The following is a 26,130-nucleotide window of genomic DNA, read 5'->3' on the forward strand; positions in this document are numbered from 1 at the left end:
TTCGCAAGAGACCGTTCGATCCCCGTCTCGCCGCCTCAGCCGGCCCCACCGGGAGAAAGAGCACGCGCGCCGACCTGGCGGGAAAAACGCGGAAGCAAGCCGGCGAGCGATACGAACACACCGGCCATCAGGCCGCCGATCAGCCCACCCGCGCCAAGCTGCAGATAAAGCCCGCCCGCCCAGGCAATCGGGATGGCGACCAGCCAGAAGGCGCAGATCTGCAAGGCCGTTGGCCACCACACATCTCCCAGACCCCGCAGGGCGCCGATGGTGACCGCCATCGCCGCATCCGCCGACAACATGAAGGCGGCCACCTGCAGCGCCGCGGCAGCCGCGGCAATGGTCGCCGGATCCTCGGTGATCAGCGCGGCGACCCGGTCGGGGACCAGCAGGAAGGCAACCGACACCGGCACCGGCCACAAGGCACCGAGCGCGATACCGGCGAAGCCTGCCCGCCGGGCGTTTTCCCGGTGGCCCTCGCCGACCGCGTGGCCGACCCGGATCGCGGTGGCCCCGCCGGTGCCAATGGCCATCATGAAGGCCAGCGTCACCAGCGTCATCACCGTCTGATAGGCGGCCAGTTCCACGGTGCCGATCAGCCCGGCCATCATCACCACGGTGGCGAAGGCCGCGCTTTCCGTCCCCTGCGCCAGCCCCATCGGCAGGCCGAGGCGGCGCAGCCGACGCGCCGGCTCCCCTGACAGCGCCTCCGCCAGCATGGAGCGGCCGGCGTCACCTGACAGGATGCGGAAGCCATCCGCCCGGCGGGCCTGCCGGACCAGCAGGGCGGCGATGAAAATCCCGGCCGCCGTGCGCAGGATCGAGGAGGCCAGCATCACCCCTTCGGCGCCCATGGGCGCAACCAGATCGCCCCAGCCAAGGCCAAGAACGCCATTCAACGGAATGTTCAGCATGTTGGCGACCAGCATGATCGCCATGCCGGTCTTCGGCCGCCCCGTCGCCTCCATGAACAGGTTGCAGGCGATGAACAAGAGGGTTCCCGGCAGGCCAAGGCCGAACATCACCGACACCGTGCCCGCCCCGGCGGCAAGTTCCGGCGGATGACCGATCGCCAGAAACAGCGCCCGGGCAAACTGCGACAGCAGCAGCACCGCCACTCCCAGGGCCAGCGCATGCAGAACGGCGGTGCGCAGAACCGCGCCGGCCCGTTCCGGCGCACCGGCGCCCGCGGCTTGGGCCACCAGCACGGCGGTCGCCTGCAGCGCGCCGACGGCGATCATCATCAATGTGAGCTGCGGGGCAACGCCCAGACCGAAGAACGCCAGTTGTTCCGATCCTGCCCGGCCGACCATCACCGTATCGACGGTGAACATGACGATCAGCGCCGCGCGGGCCATGATGATCGGCAGCGCCAGTTCGACGGTGCGCGAGAGATGGCGGCCGAGCGAAGCCGGCGCGGGAACGGCAAAGGCTGTCATGCAGCGTCCACGAGATCGGGGTGACGGAAGAAGCGCGGGCCCACAACTCACCCGCGTTCCTGCCAGTATCCACAAGGCAGGGACCGCCACAACCCCCTTCAGGCCTGGTCGATACCGACAGGGGCGCCCGGATGTGTCCCGACACCTCCGTGACCTCCTTGAAGTGGGATTCGCCGGCTCAGAAACCGGCGGTTTGCCGGGTAAACTCCCTAAATTTCACCATCCCCGAAATTTAATCGATTTAGCCTCCCGCGTGGGGGTGCCGTAGTCCTTGTTGCGGCAGGGCCCATCCTCTAGGTTCGAATTGCTCAAAACGAAACTTGGTGCCGCGCCGGATCAACCGGCTGCGGCTATCCACCTATGGACGGGGAGCGGGTAACGCCGCGCCGGGCCACGGCCGGGCATGCCGCGCAAGCGGAGGCGAAGCCGGTGAAACGCAAACAAGGACTTCGGAAACATGGCTGAACAGGGTGTAGAGTCTCCTTCGCGGCACGACGACATGTGCGGGCTGAAGGAGCTTGGGGGCCTTTTTCACAATCTGACCGCCCCCGCGCTCTACGAGCACGCCATCCGGCGCGGCGAGGCGGTGCTCGCCGATCAGGGCGCGCTCGTGGTTGAGACCGGTGTCCATACCGGCCGCTCGCCCAAGGACAAGTTCGTCGTCGAGGACGACACCACCCGGGACACCGTGTGGTGGGACAATAGCGCCCGGATGAGCGGCGAAGCCTTCGACACGCTGCTGGCCGACATGCAGGCCCACGCCAAGGGCATGGAGCTGTTTGCCCAGGACCTTTACGGCGGCGCCGATCCCGAGCAGCGCATCAAGGTGCGCGTCTTCACCGAATATGCCTGGCACTCGCTGTTCATCCGCAATCTCTTGATCCGGCCCGACCGGAGCGAGCTGGCCGATTTCGCCCCCGAGATGACGATCATCGACCTGCCGAGCTTCCAGGCGGATCCGGCGCGCCATGGCTGCCGCACGGAAACGGTGATCGCCTGCGACTTCACCCGCAAGATCGTGCTGATCGCCGGCACCTCCTACGCGGGCGAGATGAAGAAGTCGGTCTTCTCCATGCTCAACTTCCTGCTGCCGGCTGCGGGCGTGATGCCGATGCACTGCTCGGCCAACGTGGGCGACGCTGGCGACACCGCCGTGTTCTTCGGCCTGTCCGGCACCGGCAAGACCACCTTGTCCGCCGACCCGACCCGCACGCTGATCGGCGACGACGAGCACGGCTGGGGCAAGGACGGTGTCTTCAACTTCGAAGGCGGCTGCTACGCCAAGACCATCAAGCTGTCGGCCGAGGCCGAGCCGGAGATCCATGCCGCCGCCCAGCGCTTCGGCACGGTGCTGGAAAACGTGGTGCTCGATGACGTGACCCATGTTCCCGACTTCGACGACGGCTCGAAGACCGAGAACACCCGCTGCGCCTATCCGATCAACTACATCCCCAACGCCAGCGCCACGGGCCGGGCACCGCAGCCGAAGAACATCATCATGCTGACGGCGGACGCCTTCGGCGTGTTGCCGCCGATCGCCAAGCTGACCCCGGCCCAGGCGATGTACCATTTCCTCTCCGGCTACACCGCCAAGGTCGCCGGCACGGAAAAGGGCGTCACCGAGCCGCAGGCCACCTTCTCCACCTGCTTTGGCGCCCCCTTCATGCCGCGCCACCCGTCCGAGTACGGCAACCTGCTGCGTGAGCTGATCGCCGCCCATGGGGTCGACTGCTGGCTGGTCAACACCGGCTGGACCGGCGGTGCCTATGGCACCGGCCACCGGATGCCGATTCGCGAGACCCGTGCGCTGCTCTCCGCCGCGCTCGACGGATCGCTGCGCAAGGTGGAGCTGCGCACGGACCCGAACTTCGGCTTTGCCGTTCCGGTCGCCGTCCCGGGGGTCGACACCTCGATCCTCGACCCGCGTTCCACCTGGAGCGATGCGGCCGCCTATGATGCACAGGCGGCCAAGCTGGTCGACATGTTCGTCAGCAACTTCGCGATCTTCGAGGCGCATGTGGACGAGGCCGTCCTCGCCGCCGCGCCGTCGATCCGCTCTGCCGCCGAGTAACATCGGCCCCGCCCATCCGCCGACCCACTCGGGTTTCGGCGGATGGGCGCCTCACAACCTGCGGCATCTCTCCCCTGTCCCCGGCGCGCGGGCCGGCCTATATTGGCTGGCGTGGAGGATGCCATCATGCCGACAGACCAGATTACTTCCCCTGACGATCCGCTGCTGCTCGCCGAAGGCTGGAGCCGGGCTGGACGTAAGGTCGCCCTGGCGACGGTGATCGAGACATGGGGCTCGGCTCCGCGACCGGTCGGCGCTCATCTGGTGATCGATTCCGAAGGCAATTTCGAAGGCTCCGTCTCCGGCGGTTGCGTCGAAGGGGCGGTGGTCGCCGAGGCCGCCGACGTGATCGACAGCGGCACCCCGACCATTCTCGAATTCGGCGTCGCCGATGAGACCGCCTGGCGGGTCGGCCTGTCCTGCGGTGGACGCATTCGCGTCTATGTGGAGCCGGTCGAGGCCGCCCCCCACCGCTGATACCGCACGCCGGTCTTCCCCCAACATTCCCGCCGCTGGCGGATCGTTGCCAGCACAGCCCGACCCGCAACACCTGCCTGAGCGGATCTGATTCATGGATCTTCACCTTCTCTCCCAGCTCAATGAGGCGCGCGAGGGCCGCCGCGCCGCCATTCTGGTTACCGATCTGGGCAGCGGCGCCCAGCGCCTGGTCCGGCGCGGCGAAGCCCCCGCCGACGACCCGCTGGCAACGGAGCTGGCCCGCCGGTTCCGGTCCGGAAAATCGGGGCTGATCGAGACGGCCGAGGGCCAGCGCCTGTTCCTGACGGTCAGCGTGCCGCCGCCCCGGCTGGTCATCATCGGCGCCGTGCACATCAGTCAGGCGCTGGTGCCGATGGCCACCATGGCCGGCTTCGATGTCACCGTGATCGATCCGCGTACGGCGTTTGCCACCGAGGAGCGGTTCCCCGGGACCGCGCTTTGCGCCGACTGGCCGGAAGACGTTTTGGCAAGCCGACCGCTCGATGCCTACACCGCGCTGGCGGCCCTCACCCACGACCCGAAGATCGATGACTTTCCGCTTCAGGCCGCGCTGGCCGCCGACTGCTTCTATGTGGGGGCGCTCGGCAGCCGCAAGACCCATGGCAAGCGGGCGGAGCGGCTGGCGGAGGTCGGTGTCACCGCCGCCGACCTTGCCCGGATCGATGCGCCGATTGGTGCCGATATCGGCGCTGCCTCCCCGGCGGAGATCGCCGTCGCGGTGCTGGCGAATGTCATTGCCGCGCTGCGCAAGGAACCGGAGGCCCGGTCGTGAAATTCGGTCCGGTGGCCACAGCCGACGCCGAAGGGGCACTGCTCGCCCATTCGCTGCGCCTTGACGGCGCCACCTTCCGCAAAGGACAACACCTCAGTGCGGCCGACATCGCCTTGATCGCGGCGGCGGGCATTGCCGAGGTCATCGTTGCCCGGCTGGAGCCCGGCGATTGCCATGAGGATGCAGCCGCCGAGCGGCTTGCCCGGGCCGTCGATGGTGGCGGGCTGCGTCTCGATCCCGCCTTTACCGGCCGGGTCAACCTCTTTGCGGCGGAAGACGGCCTGCTCCTGGTCGATGCCCCAGCCGTCAATGCGGCCAACCGGATCGACCCGGCGATCACCCTTGCGACCTTGCCCGCCTTCGCCCGGGTCACCCGGGGACGGATGGTGGCGACCGCCAAGATCATTCCCTTTGCCGTCGCCGAACCGCTTGTCGCCCGCGCCGAGGCGGCCGCGCGTGGGGCCGTACGCCTCGCCCCCTTCCGCCCGCGCAAGGTCGGGCTGGTGGCCACCCAGCTGCCGCATCTGAAGCCCTCCGTTCTCGACAAGACCCGCCGCATCACCGAGGCGCGGCTTGCCGTTTCCGGATCGACGATGATCGGCGAGGAGCGCGTCGCCCATGATCCAGCGGCGGTCGCCGCGGCACTAACGGCGCTTGCCGCTCAGGGTGCGGAGATGCTGCTGGTGTTCGGCGCCTCGGCCATTGTCGACCGCAAGGACGTGATCCCGGCGGCGATCGAGGCCGCCGGCGGCACGGTGGTGCATTTCGGCATGCCGGTGGACCCGGGCAACCTGCTGCTTGTCGGTGAGCTCTCGGGCGTGCCGGTGCTTGGCGCCCCGGGCTGTGCCCGCAGCCCCAGGGAAAACGGCTTCGACTGGGTTCTCGACCGGCTGATGGCCGATCTGCCGGTTCGGCCGGAAGACATCACCGGCCTTGGCGTTGGCGGGTTGCTGATGGAGATCGGCACGCGGCCGCAACCGCGCGCGGCGGCGGCCGCAGCGAAAGCGGAGACAGGTGGCGGCGGCAGCGCCCTCGCTCACCCCACACCGATGCCGCGCAAGGTCGCCGCAATCCTGCTGGCGGCCGGCAGTTCCACCCGTGCCGGCGAGACCAACAAGCTGCTGGCGCGGCTTGATGGCGAACCGCTGGTGCGCATCGCCGCCGAGGCGGCCCTCGCCAGCGGCGTTTCCTCCCTGACCGTCGTCACCGGCCATATGGCCGAAGCTGTGGGCGCGGCGCTGGCCGGCCTGGACCTTGTCCTTGCTCATAATCCGGATCACGCCGACGGCATGGCCAGCTCGATCCGCACCGGTATCGCCGCCCTGCCGCCGGACGCCGACGCGGTGCTGATCCTGCTTGCCGACATGCCGGGCATCACGCCGGAGGCCATCGACCGGATGATCGCCGCCTATGCGCCCGAGGCCGGCAAGCCCATCGTGGTCGCGACGGCCGCGGGCAAGCGGGGCAATCCGGTCCTCTGGGATCGCGCCTTCTTCGATGCGCTCACGCAACTGGAAGGTGACGTCGGCGCCCGCGCCCTGATCGAGCGATATCACGACCAGCGCGCCGAGGTGGAGATCGGTCCGCCCGCGCGGCTCGACCTTGATACCGCTGCCGAACTGGCTGCGGCCGGGGCCAAAACCGACGGACAGGAGACGGCCAAGGATTGACCTTTGCGCCGGAATGAACCGTAATATCCCCGACTCAGAGATCGACTGCGGTCACGATTGACCCGCTTGAGTTGAACCGGTCAGACTGACCGAGGGGGGAGAACGGCATGAGCAGCCATCCGTCGCGACGCTGTGTGCTTACCGGCGCCGGTGCCCTGCTGGCAGCGGCAAGCCTGCCGGTGCCGGCACTGGCGTCGTCCAAATGGTTCGACGGGGCCACAGCCGACAACGGCTTTTCCTACCGGCGCACCAATTTCAAGGTGATCAAGCCGCATCTGCAACGGCAGATGGTCAAATACTATTCCGAAGAGCCGGCGGGCACGGTCGTCATCGACACCCGCAACCACTATCTCTACTGGATCTGGGAGAACAACACCGCCCTGCGCTACGGGGTCGGTGTGGGCCGGGATGGCTTCAAGTGGTACGGCCGCGCCCAGATCAAGCGCAAGGCGCTGTGGCCGCGCTGGGTGCCGCCACCCGACATGCTGAAGCGTCAGCCGGACCTGCCGCGCCTCGTCCAGGGCGGGGCACCGAACAATCCGCTCGGACCGCGCGCCCTGTACCTTTACAACGACAGCGGTGGCGACACCGGCTACCGTCTGCACGGCACGCTCGAGCCCTGGAGCATCGGCTCGGACGTCTCCTCCGGCTGCATTCGCATGTTCCCGGAAGATATCGTCGATCTGTACCAACGCTGCCCGATGGGCACCCGCGTTCTGGTGCTGGAACACCTTGGCGCCGGATCCGGCCCCGGATCCCGTAAAGGCTGACCACCGATCTCAGGGAGCATTTCATCGTGACGTCACGTGCCACCAGCAGGGTGAAACAGGCCCTGATGCTGACCGCTTGCGCTGCCCTTCTGGCGGGCTGCAACACCACCGAGCAGGTCGCCACCCCGGATGTGACCAACGCACCGGCAATCGGCTTCGCCAGAATCGCCCCCGGCAGCGAAGAAGCCTTCATGCTGAATGTCGGGCGGCGCACCTATTTCAGTGCCGGATCGGCGGAGATCGACGACACCGCCCGCATGACGCTCGACAAGCAGGCCGCCTGGCTCCAGGAAAACCCGGCCTGGTACGCCAAGATCCAGGGCTTCGCCGACGACCCGGGCAACGCCGCCGATAACACGGCCCTGTCGACCCGCCGGGCAAACGCCACCATGGCCTATCTGATCGGCAAGGGCGTCGATCCACGCCGCCTTTGGGCCAAGGGCTATGGCACCCAGCGCAAGGTTCGCGATTGCCCCGAGCAGGAATGCCAGGCGCAAAACCGGCGTACCGTGACAAACCTGCGCGAGAACAAGGACTGACGCCTGTCCTCCGCATAGCCTCTGCGGGTTCTTGGACAGGAGCATGCATTTGACAAGAAGGGCTTGAGTTCTTTCCGTATTGCCGAAAGAGCTCCGACCAGGCTCCACGCGATCATTGCCGGCGTTTCCCATCGCCGCCGGATTGTTGCACTGCAGTGCAAGCATGGCACCTATACCGAGGCCAAGCTTGCCGCAGTGCAGCATGACACTTATATTACAGGTCTCTGGTTTTTTTGAACTGGCGCCATACGGGTTCGCCGGTCGTTCAAGCGCTCATCCCACGCCGTTGGCGTGACGCGGGTTTCAACGCCCGCCGGATGGCCACACCAACGGGATGCACTCATGACCGATCTTCGTCTGCCCCGCTCCGGGCAATGCAAATGGGCCGAAGGCACCGGCGGCAACTATTCCTTCCCCTGCAGCAACCGCGTCGAGCCGGGCGTTTCCTACTGCGACGAGCACCGCGCGCTTGTCTACATCTCGCCGGAAGAGCGTCGTCGCAACCGCGAGAACGCCCCGGTCGCCTTCCGGGCGCAGAAGCGCATCGCCGCCTGAAGACAAGACGTTCCGGCGCTCGGCCGGAGGCCGAGACCATCAAAAAAGCCGCCCGCGGATCGCGTGGGCGGCTTTTTTGATGTCCAGCGCCTGATGAACGCGGCCAGCCCCGGGCGGCAGTGGCCAGACAGGTCTACGGTCGAGGCGGCCATCCTCGCCGCTGCCGGGCGTGCGCACCGTCGCGTGCGGGAGGCCCAGAGGCTATCCGACGGGAGTGGCAGGCAAGAGCCAGACGCGAAAAACCCCCGGCCGAAGCCGAGGGCATTGTCGCAGCAGGTCTACCCAGAAACAAAAGCTGGTGCTTACTTCGGCCGCTTGGAGCCGTAGAGCGAACGACGCTTCTTACGATCCTTGACGCCCTGGGTGTCGAGCACGCCGCGGATCACGCGGTAGCGCACACCCGGAAGGTCGTTCGGGCCGCCGCCGCGAACGAGCACGACGGAGTGTTCCTGGAGATTATGACCTTCGCCCGGAATGTAGGCGGTCACTTCGTTGCCATTGGTCATGCGCACACGAGCGACCTTACGCAGAGCCGAGTTCGGCTTACGCGGCGTCGTGGTGTAGACGCGAGTGCAGACGGCGCGCTTCTGCGGATTTCCGTTCAGAGCGGGCGTCTTGGACTTCTTGACGATAGGCTTGCGGTTCTGGCGAACCAACTGATTGATTGTCGGCATTGTGCGATACGGCTTGTTTTTGAGGAGATTGCTGTCTTGGCCGCTTCGTATAGGGGCAGCGGCCGGCTTTGTCAAAGGGTCTTTGCCGTTGCGGGCGAAAACTTCGCCCGCAAAGGATCAGACATCGAGATTCGCGACCGAAAGCGCGTTGTCCTGAATGAAGGTCCGGCGCGGATCCACGTCGTCCCCCATCAGCTTGGTGAAGATATCGTCGGCGGCATCGGCCTCGCGCACCTTGACCTGCAGGAGGGAACGGGCGTTCGGATCGAGGGTCGTTTCCCAGAGCTGGGAGGCATTCATCTCGCCAAGGCCCTTGTAGCGCTGCAGGGAGATGCCCTTGCGTCCCTGGGCGAAGACGGCCTCCAAGAGCGCCCGGGGCCCGCGAATGGGCAGGCTTACCCCCTTGCGCGACAAGGTGGCCGCCTTGATGAAGACCTCCTGCAACTGAGCGGCACGCGCATCGAGCTTGCGGGCATCGGCGGAGCCGAGCAGCGCCGCGTCGATCGTCGCCACCTCTTCCACACCGCGCACGGTGCGGGTGAAGACAAGATCGCCATCCTCCCGCGCTTCCCCGACCCAGCCGCGCTCGAACTCATCGGCCAGGATATCGAGCCGCCGGGCGATATAGGCGGCCGCCTCCCGCGCCTTCTCCGGATCGTGATGCACCTGGGCATTGAGCGCGCCGGCAATGGTCGCCTGCTCGACAACACCGCGATCGTAGCGGGTGTGCAGCCCGTCGAGGATGCCGGAGACGACCCGCGCCTTCTCCACCACGTCGCGCAGATCCTGACCGATGCGCACCTCGCCATTGGCAAGGGTGAGCGCGCAATCTTCAAGTCCCGCGTCGATCAGGTAGTTTTCCAGCGCCTCCTGATCCTTCAGATACTGCTCGGAATTGCCGCGCTTGACCTTGTAGAGCGGCGGCTGGGCAATGAAGACATGCCCGTTCTCGATCAGCGACGGCATCTGCCGGAAGAAGAACGTCAACAGCAGCGTGCGGATATGCGCGCCGTCGACGTCGGCGTCGGTCATGATGATGATCTTGTGATAGCGCAGCTTTTCGAGGTTGAATTCCTCGGCGCCGATGCCGGTGCCCAGCGCGGTGATCAGCGTGCCGATCTCGTTCGACGACAGCATCTTGTCGAACCGGGCCCGCTCCACGTTGAGGATCTTGCCGCGCAAGGGGAGAATCGCCTGATTCTCGCGGCTGCGGCCCTGCTTGGCGGAGCCACCGGCGGAATCGCCCTCCACCAGGAACAATTCGGCCTTGGCCGGATCGCGCTCCTGACAATCGGCAAGCTTGCCGGGCAGCGAGGCCACATCGAGCGCACCCTTGCGTCGGGTCAGCTCGCGCGCCTTGCGCGCCGCCTCGCGGGCGCTGGCCGCCTCGACCACCTTCGAAACCAGGACCTTGGCATGAGCGGGATTTTCCTCCAGCCAGGTCGAGAGCGTCGCATTGATGACGTTTTCGACCACCGGACGGACCTCGGAGGAAACCAGCTTGTCCTTGGTCTGGGAGGAGAATTTCGGATCCGGCACCTTGACCGACAACACGCAGGTCAGCCCCTCGCGGCAGTCGTCGCCGGTCAGCGACACCTTTTCCTTCTTCAGCAGGCCGGAGCGGTCGGCATAGCCGGTCATCTGCCGGGTCAGGGCCGCGCGGAAACCGGCCAGATGGGTGCCGCCATCACGCTGCGGAATGTTGTTGGTGAAGCACAGCACCTGCTCGTGGTAGCTGTCGTTCCACCACAGTGCCGCCTCCACGGTGATGCCATCGCGTTCGGCCCGCATCACCACCGGGTCTTCCACCAGCGGGTGCTTGGCCCGGTCGAGATAGCGCACGAAGGCTTCCAGACCGCCATCGTAATAGAGTTCGACCACGCTCTCCTCGACGCCGCGCCGGTCGGTCAACAAGATGCGAACGCCGGAGTTGAGGAACGCCAGTTCCCGCAGGCGATGTTCAAGGGTGCCGATATCAAACTCGGTCCTGGTGAAGGTTTCCGTCGATGGAAGAAAGGTCACCTCGGTGCCCTTCCTGCCCTCCGCCGGCCCGGCGTCGGCCAGCGGCGCCACCGCCTCGCCATCCTCGAAGCGCATGGTATGGGTGCGCCCGTTGCGCCAGATCCTGAGCTCCAGCCAGGAGGACAGGGCATTGACCACCGACACGCCCACGCCGTGCAGACCGCCGGAGACCTTGTAGGAATTCTGGTCGAACTTCCCGCCCGCGTGGAGCTGGGTCATGATCACTTCGGCCGCCGAAACCCCTTCCTCCGGATGCAGATCCGTCGGAATGCCACGGCCGTTGTCGCTCACGGTGACCGAACCATCGGCATTGAGTGTCACCGTCACCCGGTCGGCATGACCGGCCAGCGCCTCGTCGATGGCGTTGTCCACCACCTCATAGACCATGTGATGCAGGCCCGAGCCATCATCGGTGTCACCGATATACATGCCCGGCCGCTTGCGCACCGCATCGAGGCCCTTCAGAACCTTGATCGAGCCGGCGCCATATTCATCGGCGTCGGGGGCGGGCTGCGAGGCGGGATCGCCGGTCATCGGGGTATCACTCATTCGAATCAGTTACTCGCTGGATCACTGTTGAAGAACCGTTATACGGGCTTCACACACCTGTTCAACCAACCCCGGCTTTCGCCGGGCACGGCCCACCATCGCCGCTATTTCCGATACGCACCCAAAAGGCGCCGTGCGGGCTTTGCAAGGCGGCAGGATGAGCCTTTGCGCCACGTCAGCGGGTGGCGATCGCCACCGCCGCGCCGGCCATCACCGAGCCGGCCACACGATTGAGCAGCCGGACCGCCCGCGGGCTCGACATCAGCCCGCGTGCCCGCTCCGCCAGCAGGCAATAGCCACCGAGCACCACCGCCAGCACCGCGAAGGTGACCGCGCTGAGTTCGACATAGCCGAGCACGGTCACCGTCTCCAGGGCGATGATGTTCGGCAAGAGGGCCAGATAGAACACGATCACCTTGGGGTTCCCGAGTGTGACCGCCAGACCGCCGAACACCAGATTGAGCCGGCTTTCACTCGCCGGGCGGACCACGCTTGCCAGGCCCGCATCGGCCGGCGCCCGCCACATCTTCCACGCAAGATACACCAGATAGGCAGCGCCGAGGTACTTGATCGCGAGAAAAACGGTGGCGAAGGTGTTGGCCACCACCGCCAGCCCGGCAACGGCCAGGCCGAGCCAGATCACATCCCCGAGGGCAACACCGAAGCAGAAGGCCAGAGCGCCATCGCGGCCACGGGACAGAACGCGCGCGACAATCGCCGCGATGCCCGGACCGGGAATGACGGCAGCCACGAAGAGCGCCGATGCGAAGACGATCAGGGCGGTGATATCCATGGGGTTGAGACAGTCCTTGATTTTTCAGCCCGGACTATAGGGTGTGACGCTGCCGCTGGCGACCTGAAATACCGCGCTTTCGTGCGGCAGGGCGGAAAAAAGCAGCGGATCCGTGCCGGTCATCAGCACCTGCGGCCCCAGCTCGGCAAGCCGGGCAAACAGTGCTGCCCTGCGGTTCGGGTCGAGATGGGCCGCCACCTCGTCCAGCAGCAACAGCGGCGTCATTCCGGACATGGCGGCGGTTACCTCCGCATGGGCGAGTACCAGACCGATCAAGAGGGCCTTCTGCTCACCGGTGGAGGCCAGCCCGGCCGGCATGTCCTTGGCCAGATGATGCACCTTCAGATCCGACCGGTGCGGCCCATCGAGCGTGCGGCCGGCGGCGCGATCGCGCCGGCGCGTCTCGGCCAGCCGGGCGCGGTAGCGGTCTTCCAGATCACCAGCGGCACAGGCATCGGCCTCCTCCTCGAAGGGCCCCTCCAGGCTGATGCCCGCCTGCGGAAAGGGCAGCCCCAACCCGGCCTGGGCGGCGACCCGCTCGGCGAGCAGCGCCACGGTCTCGCGCCGGGCGAAGCACACGGCCACCGCCAGCGGGGCAAGCTGCGCCTCGACCGCATCGAGAAACTCCGGCGCACCATTGCCGTCGAGCAGACGATTGCGGGCCCGCAGGGTCTTTTCCAGATCGGCGACGCGCCGGCCATGCCCGGGATCGACCGCCAGCACGAACCGGTCGAGAAACCGGCGCCGATCCCCGGCCGGCCCGGTGAACAGCCCATCCATCGAGGGCAACAACCAGAGAACCCGCAGATAATCGAGAAGCTGCTCGGAATTGCGCGCGTCCGTCCCGTCGATGCGAATGCGCCGACCGGTCTCGCCGGGCCGATGGCCGACCCCGATGCGGGTTTCACCCTGCGGCCCATCAACGAGCGCCGAGACCGTCCAGTCGCCGGCGGAGCCCTTGCGGGCGATCTCGCCAAGCGGCGCCCGGCGCAAGCCCCGCCCGGCGGTCAGCAGCGACACCGCTTCGAGCAGATTGGTCTTGCCGGCACCGTTCTCGCCGACGAAGGCCACCAGCGGCGCCTCCAGCGTCAGCGAAAACGTCTCGTAGTTGCGAAAATTCGTCAGGGCGAGGCGGCGCAGCGCCACATGGACCGGCCCGCTCATGGCGCGCGCCCCGTCAGCCGCCGCGTCACGACGTCAGGCGGCCGTCAGACCCGCATCGGCATGAGCACATAGAGCGTGTCCTCGGCGCCCTGGTCCTGAATCAGGGTCGGCGCGCCCGCATCGGCGAAGGAGAAGCTGGCCGTATCTCCACGAAGCTGCCCCGTGATTTCAAGCAGATAGCGGGAGTTGAAGCCGATCTCCAGCGGATCGGAGTCATAATCGACCGCAACTTCCTCGGTCGCCGAACCGGAATCGGGATTGATCACGGTCAGCACCATCCGGCCCTCGGAAATGGCCAGCTTGACGGCCCGGCCGCGCTCGGACGAAATGGTCGACACGCGATCGACCGCGGCCTTGAAGTCATCGCGATCGACCAGCATCGTCTTGTCGTTGTTCTGCGGAATGACCCGACCGTAGTCGGGGAAGGTTCCGTCGATCAGCTTGGAGGTCAACACCACATTGCCGGTGGTGATGCGGATCTTCGCCTCGGAAATCTCGACCCGCGCCTCGGCTTCCGGATCCTCCAGCAGTTTCTGCATCTCGCCCACGGTCTTGCGCGGCACGATGATCCCCGGCATGCCCGAGGCGCCGGCAGGTGCGGGAACCTCGGCACGGGCAAGGCGATGACCGTCGGTGGCGACACCGCGGAACCGCTCGCCCGCCTCGGTCGTCACCGTGTGCATGTAGATGCCGTTCAGGTAGTAGCGGGTTTCCTCGGTGGAAATCGCGAATTGGGTCGAATCGATGATCAGCCGCAGATCCCGCCCGGTCAGGGTAAAGGCGTGGCTGAACTCCCCGGCGGTGATGTCCGGAAAATCGGCTTCCGGCAGCATCTGCAGGGCAAAGCGCGAGCGGCCGGCCCGCAGCTCCAGCGTGGCATTGTCGCCGGAGGTCTCCAGCGAGACCTGCGCGCCCTCGGGCAGCTTGCGCACAATGTCGTAGATCATGTGCGCGGGCACGGTGGTCGCGCCCGGCTGTTCCACATGCGCCGGAATCTGCTCGGAAATCTCCAGATCGAGGTCGGTCGCCTTGAGAGCGAGCTGACCGCCATCGCAGCGCAGCAGCACATTCGACAGGATCGGGATGGTGTTCCGGCGCTCGACGACACGATGCACATGGGTCAGGGACTTCAGGAGGTCGGTCCGCTCAAGAGTCACTTTCATTGTATCGTCCGTCATCCGATGCGGCGGCGGTCACAAGCCGCGTATGTGGGGAGGAGTTCGCGACAGCGAAACGGGCATCGACACTGCCCGCAAGCTGAGGGAAAAGCAAGAGCGGTTGCAACGCCATGACAGCCACCACAAAGGGCGAATCGGCGCGGGCTCATCTGCCCCGCGCCGGCTGCCGGTCATCCCTCTTGCGCGTCAGGCGTCGAGCATGCGCCGCAGCAGGTCGATTTCCTGTGCCAGATTGGCGTCGGCCCGGCTCATTTCCTCGATCTTGCGCACCGCATGCAGCACGGTGGTGTGATCGCGGTTGCCGAACCGCCGGCCGATTTCCGGCAGCGAGCGCGGCGTCATCATCTTCGCCAGGAACATGGCGATCTGACGCGGGCGGACGATGGTGCGGGTGCGCCGGGCCGACAGGAGGTCCGCCTTCGACACATTGTAGTGCTTCGACACCACCCGCTGGATGTCCTCGATCTTCACCCGGCGCGGCTCGGTGTTGCGCACCAGATCACGCAAGGTGGCCTCGGCCATCTCCTGGGTCACCGGCTGGCTGGTGAGCTGGTTATGGGCGATCAGGCGGTTGAGAGCCCCCTCAAGGTCGCGGCCGGAGTTGCCCACATGCCGCGCCACGTAATCGAGCACGCTTTCGGGAATGGCAAAGCCGGTATGGGCCCGGCGCACCGTCTCCACCCGATTGCCGAGAATCGCCCGGCGCAGGCCGAAATCCGGCTCAGAGATCGACACCACCAGGCCGCCGGCCAGGCGCGAACGCACCCGATCGTCCAGGGTTTCGAGATCTGAAGGCGGACGATCGGCGGCGACCACAACCTGGCGGGCGCCATCAATCAACGCATTGAGGGTATGGCAGAATTCCTGCTGCACCTGCTTGCCGTGCAGGAACTGCATGTCATCGATCAGGAGAAGATCGATGGTCCGCAGGGTCTCCTTGAACGCCAGCGCCGACTGCGCCTTCAGCGCGGCGACGAAGCGATACATGAAATGCTCGGCGGTGAGGTACAGGACCCGGCGACCGGCGGCCTTTGCCTCGGCGGCGACCGCCTGCATCAGATGGGTCTTGCCGAGGCCGACGGAGGCGTGAACGTAGAGCGGATTGAAGGTCACGGCGCTGGCGGTGGCGATCTGCCGCGCGGCGGCAAGCGCGAGCGCGTTGGATTCGCCCTCCACGAAGGAGGCGAAGGTGTATTTGGGGTCGAGCGAGGCGCCTTCCAGACCGTCACGGGTCTCCTGCGCCGGGCTCGGGCGAGCCGCGCTCACCGGCCGGGGCTGGGAGCGGCCGCCATCGACCACGGTCATCGAGGCGGAGCCGGCAACCGGGCGCGCTGCCGGCGACAGGGACCGGGCGGCGGTCGCGGAGTTCGCTGGCCGGGCCCGGACCGCGCCGCGCACGGTCAGCTCGATGCGATGCACATCCGCGCATTCATGTTTCCAGAGGCCGACCAGGCGCTCGTGGTAATGCGACTGGATCCACTGCTTGAGGAACCGGGTCGGCACCGACAGGCGCACCGTGCCATCCGCATGGTCTTCCAGGTCCACCCGGGCAAACCAGCTCGAGAACACATCCTCACCCAGCTCGGCCCGAAGGCGCTTCTTCACGCGGGTCCAGTGATCCGCCCCTGTCATTTCGGGTGCCGGCAGTTCCTGCAAGTTCATCGTGTCGCCTCCAATGCCAACGGGTTTGTCCGCCGCCGCAGATCCCGTCGCGTGTTGCCGCCGTTTTGGCCCATGTGTGTTCACCGCGCATGCGGTGTCTGGTGTCTGTCGCAAGCGCGACATCGGCCGTCGGGGCGGGAGAACCCTGCCCCGTTGCCTTGTTTCCCTTCAGGTCCTGTCACCGGAAATACTCAGGCGATCAGGGCGTTAGCCCCTGTCTCGCCCGGTGCCGATGTGACCCGGGAGTTATGTCGTGATCGGCTGCGGATCCCGCGCCGGCGTGCGCCGGGGAAAATCCTCGCGCTCAGGTCATGGCAAGGTCCGCAGTGCGGTCGACCTCGCCGGAGCGGCACAGAAAGTCCATTGCGCTGTCATCGTCAAGCCCCTCATCGTCGCACCTTCCTGCCAATCGACCGGCCCGTCCGTCATTCCGCTAGGAAGACCCGACGTTTGGTCGACCGAACATTCCGCCTCCCCTTTACGGGTTCCCCCGCTCAGGGTCAGCCCCCTCATCGGACATACCGGCCACGCGTGATATTCACCTTGACCAGACAAAATAACCCACCCCTTGCTGAAAGACTTCAGCAAGCTGAAAAACGTCAGAATGTAATGGATGTCGCCAGTTAGCCGGAAGAAATGAGACTTTCCAGCCTCAAATCACAGGATCCACCATACAGGGACCCTGAGAACACATGATACATTGCGCTATCTGATTTTCGGCACAAATATAGCATTGCTCTTCCAGAGGCCCTCGCGTTTTTTCTTGTTCGATTTACCCGGGCGGGCGCCCGATGAAAAGAACATACACATGCCCCAGACGGCCTGCAACAGGACATGGTTACCGAAGCATTAACCAGCACCATGCGGCCAAGGTTGATTCACCGCACCCCGCTTGAAAGGGCTTTTGGAAGGCGTTTGGACTCAACGTGTTTTGCGCCCTTCACGCGGGAAACCAACAACAAACATGTGCATCAAAAAAAAAATTAACAGATCGATCTTGACTCCCGGCAAACGCGCATTGAGCCGGAAGCGCCGCAGCTACCTCTATGTATCTCATTGTTTTTATTTATCTTTCCGTGACAATTGCGGATCCGCGCGGCCACATCGAATCGAAGGTAATATTTAGACGGGTACGCGCAGGACGTGCAGGTACCGGCTAAAGAAAAACCCGGCCGAAGGGCCGGGTTCTTGAATTCGCGCGGGTCGGAAATATCAGGCGCTGAGCGCCTTGATCCGGGCGTTCAGCCGGGAGATCTTCCGGGCCGCCATGTTCCGATGAAAGACACCCTTGGTCACGGCCCGCATCAGCTCGGGCTGCGCGGTCTTGAGAGCGTCATTCGCCGCCGACTGGTCACCGGAAGCGATCGCTTCCTCGACCTTGCGCAGGTGCGTGCGCACCCGAGTCCGGCGGGCCTTGTTGATGGCCGTGCGACGCTCGATCTTCCGCGCCGCCTTCTTGGCCGAAGGGGTGTTGGCCATTATCTGTCCTGATGCGTTACGTGAACACTGTGTCTGGCCGAAGCGGCTCCCAACAGGAACCCTGGAGAAACCAGCTCTGCCAAACGAAAGCGGCGGCGAAACGAGCCGCCACCGGTCGACAAGGCTTATAGTCGGACACCTGGCCGCCGTCAATGCGAAAACCGCCCCGACGGCCAGCTAATCCGCCGCCTAGCGGTTCTTGAACTGCGGCGCCCGCTTTTCGACGAAGGCCATCATGCCCTCCTGCTGGTCTTCCGTCGCGAACATGGAGTGGAACATCCGCCGTTCGAACCGCACGCCCTCGGCAAGGGTCGTCTCATAGGCGCGGTTGACGCTCTCCTTGGTCATCATCACGATGGGCATGGAGAAATCGGCGATCTTTTCCGCCACCCGCAGCGCCTCGTCGACAAGTTCGTCCACCGGCAGCACCCGGCTGACCAGCCCGGAACGTTCCGCTTCGGCAGCATCCATCATCCGCCCGGTCAGGCACATTTCCATCGCCTTGGACTTGCCGACGAAGCGGGTCAGCCGCTGGCTGCCGCCCGCGCCGGGCATCACGCCAAGGGTGATCTCCGGCTGGCCGAACCGCGCATTGTCCGCCGCCAGGATGAAATCGCACATCATCGCCAGCTCACAGCCGCCGCCGAGCGCATAGCCGGCGACCGCGGCAATGATCGGCTTGCGGAAGCGCGAGACCTGATCCCAACTGGTGATGAAGTCGTTGGTATAGGCCTCGACGAAGGAGAGCGTGCTCATCTCCTTGACATCGGCACCGGCGGCAAAGGCCTTTTCGGAGCCGGTCAGCACCACGCAGCCGATCTTGTCGTCGCCTTCGAACTGGGCAAGCGCCGTGTTCAGCTCCGCGATCAAGGCGGAATTCAGCGCATTCAGCGCCTTCGGCCGATGCAGCGTAACAAGGCCGACGCGGCCTCGCTTCTCGACCTGAATATTCTCGTATCCCATGAGACCTCCCGGCGGATCTTGCGCGGCACCGACGCCGCTCCTGCTACAGCGACTAGGGGTAGCGGATGCGCGAAGCCGTCGCAACCGCGCCCTTCGGCCAGTCCGCACAAGGGCCCGCACCGGCCCCGGGACGCCCCCCCCCCTCATCGAGGTCGCTTCCGGATTCTGGCTACTTCTGACAACGTGGACAGTAGAAGGTCGACCGCCCGCCCTGGACCATGCGGGCAATGGTTCCGGTACAGCCGGGGGTGCGACAGGGCTCCCCCTCCCGGCCATAGACCGCAAAGCTGTGCTGGAAGTAGCCAAGCGAGCCATCGGCCTGGCGATGGTCGCGCAAGGTGGAGCCGCCGGCGGCAATCGCCTCGGCGATCACCTCGCGGATGGCGACCGCCAACCGTTCGGCGGCGGCTGTCGGCCGCCCCCTGGCGGTGACGAGACTGCCGGCGGCGCGGGTCGGCGACAAGCCGGAGCGATAGAGCGCCTCGCACACATATATATTGCCGAGCCCGGCGATCACCCGCTGGTCCAGCAGCGCCGCCTTGAGCGAGGTCGCCTTGCCGGCAAGGCGCGCGGCCAACAGCTCCGCATCGAGCTGGTTGCCAGTCGGCTCCACCCCGAGCTTGGCAAAATAGGGGTGCGTTTCCACCGCGCTGCGCTCGATCAGGGTCATGAAGCCGAAGCGGCGGGGGTCGTTATAGACGATGCGCATCGGAACCCGCGTGCCCGCGCCGGTCGGCGACAGCAGATGAAACACCACATGATCATGGGCGCGCGCCTCGGCAGGGGGATAGACCCGGAAGGCGCCGAGATCCGGGACAGGCGCCGCCGGCGACGCGCCGGGTTCCCCGGTTTCGATGCGGAAGGCGCCGGACATGCCCAGATGCATCACCAGCACCGCCGCATCGTCGAGATCTGCAAGCAGGTATTTCGCCCGCCGCCCGAGCGACACCACCTGCCGGCCGGTCAGCCGCGCGGCGAAATCCTCGGGGAAGGGAAAGCGCAGATCGGGCCGGTTTTGCGAGACGCTGGCGATCTCGGCCCCCTCGAACACCGGCGCAAGACCACGGCGAACCGTTTCGACCTCGGGCAACTCGGGCATGATTGATGGCCTCCCCCTGTTCCGCCAGCCACGCGGCGCCGCCGCCTGTGCTGTGTCGCCGACCTCAGGACCGTGCATACAGGAAGCAAGCCCCGGGGAAAACTGCCCTTCAAGGACCATCGGGCCGCTGGCGGATTGCCGCAGCCGCCAGGGGAAAGCAGGTGGCTTCGTGACCTCTTGGGCAAAATGCTGTAAGGCATCGGCGGACGGGACGAGGCTTGGCTCTGACCAGGGCACCCGTCCGGAAACAATCGGTCTGGCATACGGCCGGACAACCTCAGCGGAGACCGAACATGACGGGCAGCACGCAGGGCGACCGGTCGCGCACGCGCGGGCCGGAAATGGCGACAAGCTTCGGCTTTCGCAACGTGGCGCGCGAGCAGAAACAGACGCTCGTCAACGACGTCTTCCACCAGGTGGCGGACCGCTACGATCTGATGAACGACCTGATGTCCGGCGGTATGCACCGGCTGTGGAAGGACGCCATGGTCGCGGCCCTGGCCCCGCCGCGCGCGCAAGGGCGCCGGTTCAAGGTGCTCGACGTGGCCGGCGGCACCGGCGACATCGCCACCCGGATCGTCAACCAGGGCGGCGCCGCCACCCACGCCGTCGTCTGCGACATCAACGGCTCGATGCTGTCGGTGGGCCGCGACCGGGCGGAAAAGGCCGGCCTTGCCGATCGGCTTCGCTTCGTCGAAGGCAATGCGGAGGACCTGCCCTTTCCCGATGCCAGCTTCGACGCCTATACGATTGCCTTCGGCATCCGCAATGTCCCGCGCATCGACCAGGCGCTGCGCGAGGCACGCCGGGTGCTGAAGCGCGGCGGCCGGTTCCTGTGCCTGGAGTTCTCTCAGGTCGATGTCGCTGGCCTTGACCGGATCTACGACCAGTTCTCCTTCAACGCCATTCCGGCGATCGGCCGGGTCATCACCGGCGATGGCGAGCCCTATCGCTATCTGGTGGAATCGATTCGCAAGTTCCCCCATCAGGAGCGTTTCGCCGAGATGATCCGCGAGGCCGGGTTCTCCCGGGTCACCTATCGCAATTACTCCGGTGGCATCGCCTGCCTCCATTCCGCCTGGGCCATTTGAGAAACCAATGCCGCTGATCGCAGTCTTCCGTCTGGCCCGCGCGGGCCTTGTCATGGCCCGCGAAGGGGTGTTCGGCATCGTCGACCTGCCCGATCTGCCGCCGGCCCAACGCATGGCGCTTCGCACCATCCGCCTGCTGGAACGCCGCTCGGTGCGCCGGAAGACCGCCGACAAGCGCCTGTCCGATGCGCTCAACCGGCTCGGCCCCTCCTATGTGAAGCTCGGCCAGTTCCTCGCCACCCGGCCGGATGTGGTCGGCCGGGACATCGCCACCGACCTGACCTCGCTGCAGGATCAGTTGCCGGCCTTTCCGATGGCCGAGGCCCAGCGCGTCGTCGAGGAGCAGCTCGGCCAGCCGGTGGACGCGCTGTTCGAGGAGTTCGGCGAGGCGGTGGCCGCCGCCTCGATCGCCCAGGTTCATCGCGCCAAGATCCGCGACCATGACGGCGAGCTGCGCGAGGTGGCGGTCAAGATCCTGCGCCCAGGCGTTGCCGAGCGGTTCCGCCGGGATCTGAAGAGCTACTATCTGGTCGCACAGACCATGGAGCGGCTGCATCCCCCCTCACGGCGCCTTCGTCCGGTGGCCGTCGTCGACACGCTGGCCCGCTCGGTCGAACTGGAAATGGATTTTCGTCTCGAAGCCGCCGGGCTTTCGGAAATGAACGAGAACACCCGGGAGGACCCAGGGTTCCGGGTGCCGCAAGTCAACTGGCCGCGCACGGCGAAATCGGTCCTGACCATGGAGTGGATCGAGGGCCGCAAGCTTTCCGATGTGGCTGGAATCGAGGCCGATGGCCACGACCTGCCGGCGGTCGGCGCCACCGTAATCCAGTCCTTCCTGCGCCATGCGGTGCGCGACGGCTTCTTTCATGCCGACATGCATCAGGGCAATTTGTTCGTTGAGGCCGATGGCACGCTGGTGGCGGTCGATTTCGGCATCACCGGCCGGCTCAGCCCGGCGGAACGGCGGTTCCTCGCCGAAATCCTGTTCGGCTTCATCACCCGCGACTACCGACGGGTGGCGGAAGTGCATTTCGAGGCCGGCTACGTGCCGCGCGATCAGGACATGGACGTGTTCGCCCAGGCGATTCGCGCCATCGGCGAGCCGATCCACGGCCATGATGCCTCCGAGATTTCCATGGCCCGGCTTCTGACCCAGTTGCTGGAGGTCACCGAGCTGTTCAACATGCGCACCCAGACCCAGCTCATCATGCTGCAAAAGACCATGGTGGTGGTCGAGGGGGTGGCGCGCACGCTCAACCCGCATCTCGACATGTGGCACACGGCCGAACCGGTGGTGCGCGGCTGGATCGAGCGCAATCTCGGACCGGCCGGCCGTCTGCAGGATGCCGCCGGAGGCCTTGCCGCGCTCGGCCGTCTTGCCGCCGACCTGCCGCTGCTCGCCGACCGGGCCGGACGGCTCTCGGGCGAGATCGAGCGGATGACGGAAAAAGGGCTGAGGTTCGACGCGGAAACCGCCGAAGCCATCGGCAAGGCGGAAGCCCGGCACACCCGTTCGGGCCGAATCGCCCTCTGGATCATCGCCGGGCTGCTGGCCATCGCCGTCTTCGGCTAGGCGCGGCTGTCCGCCGGACCGGCAGGGGGGACGGGGGCGGGGCCCTCAGCCGACCCGGCGCAGCGTGAGGTTGATGCGCCCGTCATCCTTTAGCAGCGTCGAGGTGCCGGGAAGGATCCGGTCGATGCCGTGAAAGGCGAGCCTTGCCTCTCCGCCCAGCACCAGCACATCGCCAGATGACAAGCGGAACGAGCGCGTCGGCGCCTGGCGGCTCGTGCCGCCGAGGCGAAAGATCGCGGTCGCGCCCAGCGAGACCGACACCACCGGCGCGGAAAAGTCCCGCTCATCCCGGTCCTGGTGCAGCCCCATGCGCGCCCCTGGCCCGTAGTAGTTGATCAGGCAGGCCTGAGCCGGCGGCTGATTTGGCACCACCATCGCCCACAAGTCGTCAAGCTGACCGGGCATCGGCGGCCAGGGCTCGCCGGTCTCCGGATGATGGGCCTGATAGCGGTAGCCCTCCCGGTCCGACACCCAGCCAAGCGGTCCGCAATTCGACATGCGCACCGAGAACGGGCGGCCCGTGCGCGGCATCACCGGGGTAAACAGCGGCGCGGCCGCCACCACCTTGCGGATGGCGGCAAGAAGCGCCTCCTGCCCGGCCCGGTCGAAATAGCCGGGCAGCAGGCGAAATCCTTCCGGTAGCGGCTTGGCGTTCATGCCCAACCTCCCTGCTTTCGCTCCCTGGGCGCCGGGAGCCGCGCGCCCATCCTATACCCGGAGCACCCAGCCAAGAAAAACGCCCGGCGCATGGCACCGGGCGTTGATCAATCTTGAAACGTTGCTGTCGCGTCGTTCAGAGCGTCTTCAGGACGGTCTCGGCGTCGCGGAGCTGCTGCAGCACGGTGGCTGCCCTCTCCCGGCTTGCCTCGTCCTTCGCATCGCGCACATCTTCCTCGGCATCGCGGATCTGCGAGGCGATCTCATCGGCCTTCAGATCCTCGACCGGCACGGCCATTTCGGCCAGAACCGTCAGCCCCTTCGGGCCGGCCTCGGCGAAACCGCCGCGAATGAAGTAGCGCTCGGTGCCGCCGGCGGCACGGACGACCCGAAGGACGCCCGGGCGCATGGTCGACATCACCGGAGCGTGTCCCGCCATGATGCCGAACTCGCCCTCGGCGCCCGGCACCACAACCTCGGTGGCTTCTTCGGAGAGAAGAAGCCGCTCCGGGGAGACGAGCTCGAACTGGAATGCTCCCGCCATGTCGTGCCTCGATCCTTCGTTGCCTTACGCAGCTTCCGCTGCGAGCTTCTGAGCCCTCTCGACCGCTTCCTCGATGGAACCGACCATGTAGAAGGCGGCTTCCGGAAGGTGGTCGTACTCGCCTTCCACCAGGCCCTTGAAGCCCTTGATGGTGTCTTCGAGCGAAACCAGCTTGCCCGGCGAACCGGTGAAGACCTCGGCGACGAAGAACGGCTGCGACAGGAAGCGCTCGATCTTACGGGCGCGGGCCACTGCCAGCTTGTCTTCTTCGGAGAGCTCGTCCATGCCGAGAATGGCGATGATGTCCTGGAGCGCCTTGTAGCGCTGCAGGGTCGCCTGCACGGCACGGGCGGTCTCGTAATGCTCGTCGCCGATGATGCGCGGGTCGAGCATGCGCGAGGTGGAGTCCAGCGGATCCACGGCCGGGTAGATGCCCTTTTCCGCGATCGAACGGTTGAGCACCGTCGTGGCGTCAAGGTGGGCGAAGGTCGAAGCCGGCGCCGGGTCGGTCAAGTCATCGGCCGGCACGTACACGGCCTGCACCGAGGTGATCGAGCCCTTGGTGGTGGTGGTGATGCGTTCCTGCATCGCGCCCATGTCCGTACCCAGGGTCGGCTGGTAGCCCACCGCCGAAGGAATACGGCCGAGCAGCGCCGACACTTCCGAACCCGCCTGGGTGAAGCGGAAGATGTTGTCGACGAAGAACAGCACGTCCTGGCCCTTGTCGCGGAAGTCCTCGGCAACGGTCAGACCGGTCAGTGCGACACGGGCACGCGCTCCCGGGGGCTCGTTCATCTGGCCGTAGACCAGCGCGGCCTTGGAGCCTTCACCGCCGCCTTCCTTGTTCACGCCGGACTCGATCATCTCCCAGTAGAGATCGTTACCCTCACGGGTACGCTCGCCAACACCGGCGAACACCGAGTAACCACCGTGCGCCTTGGCGACGTTGTTGATCAGTTCCATGATCAGAACCGTCTTGCCCACGCCGGCGCCGCCGAACAGGCCGATCTTGCCGCCCTTGGCGTAAGGCGCCAGGAGGTCGACGACCTTGATGCCGGTGACGAGGATTTCCGCTTCCGTGGACTGTTCCACGAAGGCCGGAGCCTCCTGGTGAATGCCGCGCTTGGCGTCATGCGGGATCGGGCCGGCTTCGTCGACCGGCTCGCCGATGACGTTCATGATGCGGCCGAGCGTGCCGTCGCCAACCGGAACCGAGATCGATTCGCCGGTGTCGCGGACTTCCTGGCCACGCACCAGACCCTCGGTGGCGTCCATGGCGATGGTGCGCACGGTGCGCTCGCCCAGATGCTGGGCAACCTCGAGCACAAGGCGGGCGCCGTTGTTCTCGGTTTCCAATGCGTTCAGGATCGGCGGAAGGTGGTCGTCGAACTGGACGTCGACAACGGCGCCGATGACCTGGGTAACTCGTCCGACTTTCGTGTCAGCCATAGTGTTATCCTCGTCTCGATCCGGTCAGAGCGCTTCGGCGCCCGAGATGATTTCGATCAGCTCCTTGGTGATCTGAGCCTGACGCTGGCGGTTGTAGTTCAGCGTCAGCTTGTCGATCATTTCGCCCGCGTTGCGCGTGGCGTTGTCCATGGCGCTCATCCGTGCGCCCTGCTCGGAGGCCGCGTTTTCCAAAAGACTGCGGAATATCTGCACCGAGATGTTGCGCGGCAGCAATTCGGCGAGGATTTCCCCCTCGTCCGGCTCGTACTCGTACACCACACCGCGGTCCGCACCGCCTTCACCCGCCCCCTCGAAGGTGGCCGGGATGAGCTGCTGTGCCGTCGGGATCTGGCTGATCACCGACTGGAACCGGGAGTAGAACACGGTGCAGACGTCAAACTCGCCATCGGCGAACATCTGCCGGACCATGCTGCCGATCTCGTCGGCATCGTGGAAGGCAACGCGCTTGATGTGGCGCAGCTCGACGGTCTTGACGATATGGGTGCCAAGATCGCGCTTCAGGCTGTCAAAGCCCTTCTTGCCGACGCAGACGATCTTCACCGTCTTGCCAGCGGCGATCAGCGAGCGTGCGCGGTCGCGCGCCAGCTTGGCGATCGAGGAGTTGAAGCCGCCGCACAGGCCGCGTTCCGCCGTGGCGACGAGCAGCATGTGCACGTCGTCACGACCCGTTCCGGCGAGCAGGGCCGGCGCATCCTCGCGTCCCTCGAACGCGGTGGCGAGATTTGCCAGCACGGCTTCCATGCGTTCCGCATAGGGCCGTGCGGCCTCCGCCGCCTCCTGAGCGCGACGCAGCTTCGCCGCGGCCACCATCTGCATGGCCTTGGTGATTTTCTGCGTCGCCTTCACGGAGGCGATCCGGTTTCTTAAGTCCTTCAGGCTCGGCATGGCCGCCCCT

At 66.0% G+C, this 26,130-nt stretch carries 23 protein-coding genes; 9 read left to right on the forward strand and 14 right to left on the reverse strand.

The window, feature by feature from the left end:
* Positions 1-35: 35 nt before the first annotated feature.
* Positions 36-1,439, reverse strand: a complete 1,404-nt coding sequence (locus LC062_RS16055) for an MATE family efflux transporter (RefSeq protein WP_224912046.1) — start codon at positions 1,437-1,439, stop codon at positions 36-38.
* Positions 1,440-1,896: 457 nt separating this feature from the next.
* Between LC062_RS16055 and LC062_RS16060 the strand changes: the two genes are divergently transcribed.
* From LC062_RS16060 to LC062_RS16090, 7 genes are all read left to right on the forward strand, one after another.
* Complete coding sequence (locus tag LC062_RS16060) at positions 1,897-3,510, forward strand: phosphoenolpyruvate carboxykinase (protein ID WP_224912047.1); 1,614 nt, start codon at positions 1,897-1,899, stop codon at positions 3,508-3,510.
* Between the two features lie 126 nt (positions 3,511-3,636).
* The gene (locus LC062_RS16065; protein ID WP_224912048.1) at positions 3,637-3,987 is read left to right on the forward strand and encodes an XdhC family protein; all 351 of its coding nucleotides are present in this window, start codon (positions 3,637-3,639) and stop codon (positions 3,985-3,987) included.
* Positions 3,988-4,081: 94 nt separating this feature from the next.
* Positions 4,082-4,780: an XdhC family protein gene (locus tag LC062_RS16070; protein WP_224912049.1), complete on the forward strand. Its 699-nt coding sequence runs from the start codon at positions 4,082-4,084 to the stop codon at positions 4,778-4,780.
* The gene (locus tag LC062_RS16075; protein ID WP_224912050.1) at positions 4,777-6,450 is read left to right on the forward strand and encodes an NTP transferase domain-containing protein; all 1,674 of its coding nucleotides are present in this window, start codon (positions 4,777-4,779) and stop codon (positions 6,448-6,450) included. Before LC062_RS16070 ends, LC062_RS16075 begins: the two co-directional genes overlap by 4 nt.
* Before the next feature lie 107 nt (positions 6,451-6,557).
* Positions 6,558-7,220, forward strand: coding sequence for a L,D-transpeptidase (locus LC062_RS16080; RefSeq protein ID WP_224912051.1), 663 nt, complete (start codon positions 6,558-6,560; stop codon positions 7,218-7,220).
* Positions 7,221-7,285: 65 nt separating this feature from the next.
* Complete coding sequence (locus LC062_RS16085; protein WP_263625753.1) at positions 7,286-7,759, forward strand: OmpA family protein; 474 nt, start codon at positions 7,286-7,288, stop codon at positions 7,757-7,759.
* A gap of 342 nt (positions 7,760-8,101) precedes the next feature.
* Positions 8,102-8,314 (forward strand): hypothetical protein, encoded by a 213-nt coding sequence (locus LC062_RS16090; protein ID WP_181761628.1) that lies wholly within the window; start codon positions 8,102-8,104, stop codon positions 8,312-8,314.
* A 302-nt stretch (positions 8,315-8,616) separates the two neighbouring features.
* Here the strand turns inward: LC062_RS16090 and rpsL are convergent, their stop codons facing one another.
* The 9 genes from rpsL to mutM form a co-directional block, all read right to left on the reverse strand.
* Positions 8,617-8,988: a 30S ribosomal protein S12 gene (rpsL, locus tag LC062_RS16095; RefSeq protein WP_181761627.1), complete on the reverse strand. Its 372-nt coding sequence runs from the start codon at positions 8,986-8,988 to the stop codon at positions 8,617-8,619.
* A gap of 117 nt (positions 8,989-9,105) precedes the next feature.
* Positions 9,106-11,559 (reverse strand): DNA topoisomerase (ATP-hydrolyzing) subunit B, encoded by a 2,454-nt coding sequence (gyrB, locus tag LC062_RS16100; RefSeq protein ID WP_224912053.1) that lies wholly within the window; start codon positions 11,557-11,559, stop codon positions 9,106-9,108.
* 175 nt (positions 11,560-11,734) lie between these two features.
* Positions 11,735-12,352: a LysE family translocator gene (locus LC062_RS16105; protein ID WP_224912054.1), complete on the reverse strand. Its 618-nt coding sequence runs from the start codon at positions 12,350-12,352 to the stop codon at positions 11,735-11,737.
* A gap of 24 nt (positions 12,353-12,376) precedes the next feature.
* The gene (gene recF / locus LC062_RS16110; RefSeq protein WP_224912055.1) at positions 12,377-13,516 is read right to left on the reverse strand and encodes a DNA replication/repair protein RecF; all 1,140 of its coding nucleotides are present in this window, start codon (positions 13,514-13,516) and stop codon (positions 12,377-12,379) included.
* A 44-nt stretch (positions 13,517-13,560) separates the two neighbouring features.
* A complete protein-coding gene (dnaN, locus tag LC062_RS16115) occupies positions 13,561-14,679 on the reverse strand; it encodes a DNA polymerase III subunit beta (protein WP_224912056.1) in 1,119 nt (372 codons plus the stop codon).
* A 201-nt stretch (positions 14,680-14,880) separates the two neighbouring features.
* Positions 14,881-16,356: a chromosomal replication initiator protein DnaA gene (gene dnaA / locus LC062_RS16120; protein WP_404829738.1), complete on the reverse strand. Its 1,476-nt coding sequence runs from the start codon at positions 16,354-16,356 to the stop codon at positions 14,881-14,883.
* A 1,212-nt stretch (positions 16,357-17,568) separates the two neighbouring features.
* Positions 17,569-17,835, reverse strand: coding sequence for a 30S ribosomal protein S20 (gene rpsT, locus LC062_RS16125; protein ID WP_224912057.1), 267 nt, complete (start codon positions 17,833-17,835; stop codon positions 17,569-17,571).
* 189 nt (positions 17,836-18,024) lie between these two features.
* A complete protein-coding gene (locus tag LC062_RS16130) occupies positions 18,025-18,798 on the reverse strand; it encodes an enoyl-CoA hydratase (RefSeq protein ID WP_224912058.1) in 774 nt (257 codons plus the stop codon).
* 169 nt (positions 18,799-18,967) lie between these two features.
* A complete protein-coding gene (mutM, locus tag LC062_RS16135; protein ID WP_224912059.1) occupies positions 18,968-19,897 on the reverse strand; it encodes a bifunctional DNA-formamidopyrimidine glycosylase/DNA-(apurinic or apyrimidinic site) lyase in 930 nt (309 codons plus the stop codon).
* Between the two features lie 293 nt (positions 19,898-20,190).
* Between mutM and ubiE the strand changes: the two genes are divergently transcribed.
* The gene (gene ubiE / locus LC062_RS16140; protein WP_263625741.1) at positions 20,191-20,988 is read left to right on the forward strand and encodes a bifunctional demethylmenaquinone methyltransferase/2-methoxy-6-polyprenyl-1,4-benzoquinol methylase UbiE; all 798 of its coding nucleotides are present in this window, start codon (positions 20,191-20,193) and stop codon (positions 20,986-20,988) included.
* A gap of 7 nt (positions 20,989-20,995) precedes the next feature.
* Positions 20,996-22,564, forward strand: a complete 1,569-nt coding sequence (gene ubiB / locus LC062_RS16145) for a 2-polyprenylphenol 6-hydroxylase (RefSeq protein ID WP_224912060.1) — start codon at positions 20,996-20,998, stop codon at positions 22,562-22,564.
* Positions 22,565-22,609: 45 nt separating this feature from the next.
* On the opposite strand, the gene LC062_RS16150 is transcribed toward ubiB, so the two are convergent.
* The 4 genes from LC062_RS16150 to LC062_RS16165 form a co-directional block, all read right to left on the reverse strand.
* Entirely contained in the window at positions 22,610-23,221 is a 612-nt protein-coding gene (locus LC062_RS16150) for an alpha-ketoglutarate-dependent dioxygenase AlkB family protein (RefSeq protein WP_224912061.1), read from the reverse strand.
* A gap of 136 nt (positions 23,222-23,357) precedes the next feature.
* Complete coding sequence (locus LC062_RS16155) at positions 23,358-23,765, reverse strand: F0F1 ATP synthase subunit epsilon (RefSeq protein WP_224912062.1); 408 nt, start codon at positions 23,763-23,765, stop codon at positions 23,358-23,360.
* A 24-nt stretch (positions 23,766-23,789) separates the two neighbouring features.
* Positions 23,790-25,214, reverse strand: coding sequence for a F0F1 ATP synthase subunit beta (gene atpD, locus LC062_RS16160; protein ID WP_224912063.1), 1,425 nt, complete (start codon positions 25,212-25,214; stop codon positions 23,790-23,792).
* 24 nt (positions 25,215-25,238) lie between these two features.
* Entirely contained in the window at positions 25,239-26,120 is an 882-nt protein-coding gene (locus LC062_RS16165) for a F0F1 ATP synthase subunit gamma (protein WP_224912064.1), read from the reverse strand.
* Positions 26,121-26,130: the final 10 nt, after the last annotated feature.

Source organism: Stappia indica (assembly GCF_020177335.1).
GTDB lineage: Bacteria > Pseudomonadota > Alphaproteobacteria > Rhizobiales > Stappiaceae > Stappia > Stappia indica_B.

Bases quoted from the DNA above. Each gene is read 5' to 3' on its own strand.
- LC062_RS16055 (WP_224912046.1), bottom strand. From the start codon at position 1,439: ATGACAGCCTTTGCCGTTCCCGCGCCGGCTTCGCTCGGCCGCCATCTC.
- LC062_RS16060 (WP_224912047.1), top strand. From the start codon at position 1,897: ATGGCTGAACAGGGTGTAGAGTCTCCTTCGCGGCACGACGACATGTGC.
- LC062_RS16065 (WP_224912048.1), top strand. From the start codon at position 3,637: ATGCCGACAGACCAGATTACTTCCCCTGACGATCCGCTGCTGCTCGCC.
- LC062_RS16070 (WP_224912049.1), top strand. From the start codon at position 4,082: ATGGATCTTCACCTTCTCTCCCAGCTCAATGAGGCGCGCGAGGGCCGC.
- LC062_RS16080 (WP_224912051.1), top strand. From the start codon at position 6,558: ATGAGCAGCCATCCGTCGCGACGCTGTGTGCTTACCGGCGCCGGTGCC.
- LC062_RS16085 (WP_263625753.1), top strand. From the start codon at position 7,286: ATGCTGACCGCTTGCGCTGCCCTTCTGGCGGGCTGCAACACCACCGAG.
- LC062_RS16090 (WP_181761628.1), top strand. From the start codon at position 8,102: ATGACCGATCTTCGTCTGCCCCGCTCCGGGCAATGCAAATGGGCCGAA.
- rpsL (WP_181761627.1), bottom strand. From the start codon at position 8,988: ATGCCGACAATCAATCAGTTGGTTCGCCAGAACCGCAAGCCTATCGTC.
- gyrB (WP_224912053.1), bottom strand. From the start codon at position 11,559: ATGAGTGATACCCCGATGACCGGCGATCCCGCCTCGCAGCCCGCCCCC.
- LC062_RS16105 (WP_224912054.1), bottom strand. From the start codon at position 12,352: ATGGATATCACCGCCCTGATCGTCTTCGCATCGGCGCTCTTCGTGGCT.
- recF (WP_224912055.1), bottom strand. From the start codon at position 13,516: ATGAGCGGGCCGGTCCATGTGGCGCTGCGCCGCCTCGCCCTGACGAAT.
- dnaN (WP_224912056.1), bottom strand. From the start codon at position 14,679: ATGAAAGTGACTCTTGAGCGGACCGACCTCCTGAAGTCCCTGACCCAT.
- dnaA (WP_404829738.1), bottom strand. From the start codon at position 16,356: ATGAACTTGCAGGAACTGCCGGCACCCGAAATGACAGGGGCGGATCAC.
- rpsT (WP_224912057.1), bottom strand. From the start codon at position 17,835: ATGGCCAACACCCCTTCGGCCAAGAAGGCGGCGCGGAAGATCGAGCGT.
- LC062_RS16130 (WP_224912058.1), bottom strand. From the start codon at position 18,798: ATGGGATACGAGAATATTCAGGTCGAGAAGCGAGGCCGCGTCGGCCTT.
- mutM (WP_224912059.1), bottom strand. From the start codon at position 19,897: ATGCCCGAGTTGCCCGAGGTCGAAACGGTTCGCCGTGGTCTTGCGCCG.
- ubiE (WP_263625741.1), top strand. From the start codon at position 20,191: ATGACGGGCAGCACGCAGGGCGACCGGTCGCGCACGCGCGGGCCGGAA.
- ubiB (WP_224912060.1), top strand. From the start codon at position 20,996: ATGCCGCTGATCGCAGTCTTCCGTCTGGCCCGCGCGGGCCTTGTCATG.
- LC062_RS16150 (WP_224912061.1), bottom strand. From the start codon at position 23,221: ATGAACGCCAAGCCGCTACCGGAAGGATTTCGCCTGCTGCCCGGCTAT.
- LC062_RS16155 (WP_224912062.1), bottom strand. From the start codon at position 23,765: ATGGCGGGAGCATTCCAGTTCGAGCTCGTCTCCCCGGAGCGGCTTCTT.
- atpD (WP_224912063.1), bottom strand. From the start codon at position 25,214: ATGGCTGACACGAAAGTCGGACGAGTTACCCAGGTCATCGGCGCCGTT.
- LC062_RS16165 (WP_224912064.1), bottom strand. From the start codon at position 26,120: ATGCCGAGCCTGAAGGACTTAAGAAACCGGATCGCCTCCGTGAAGGCG.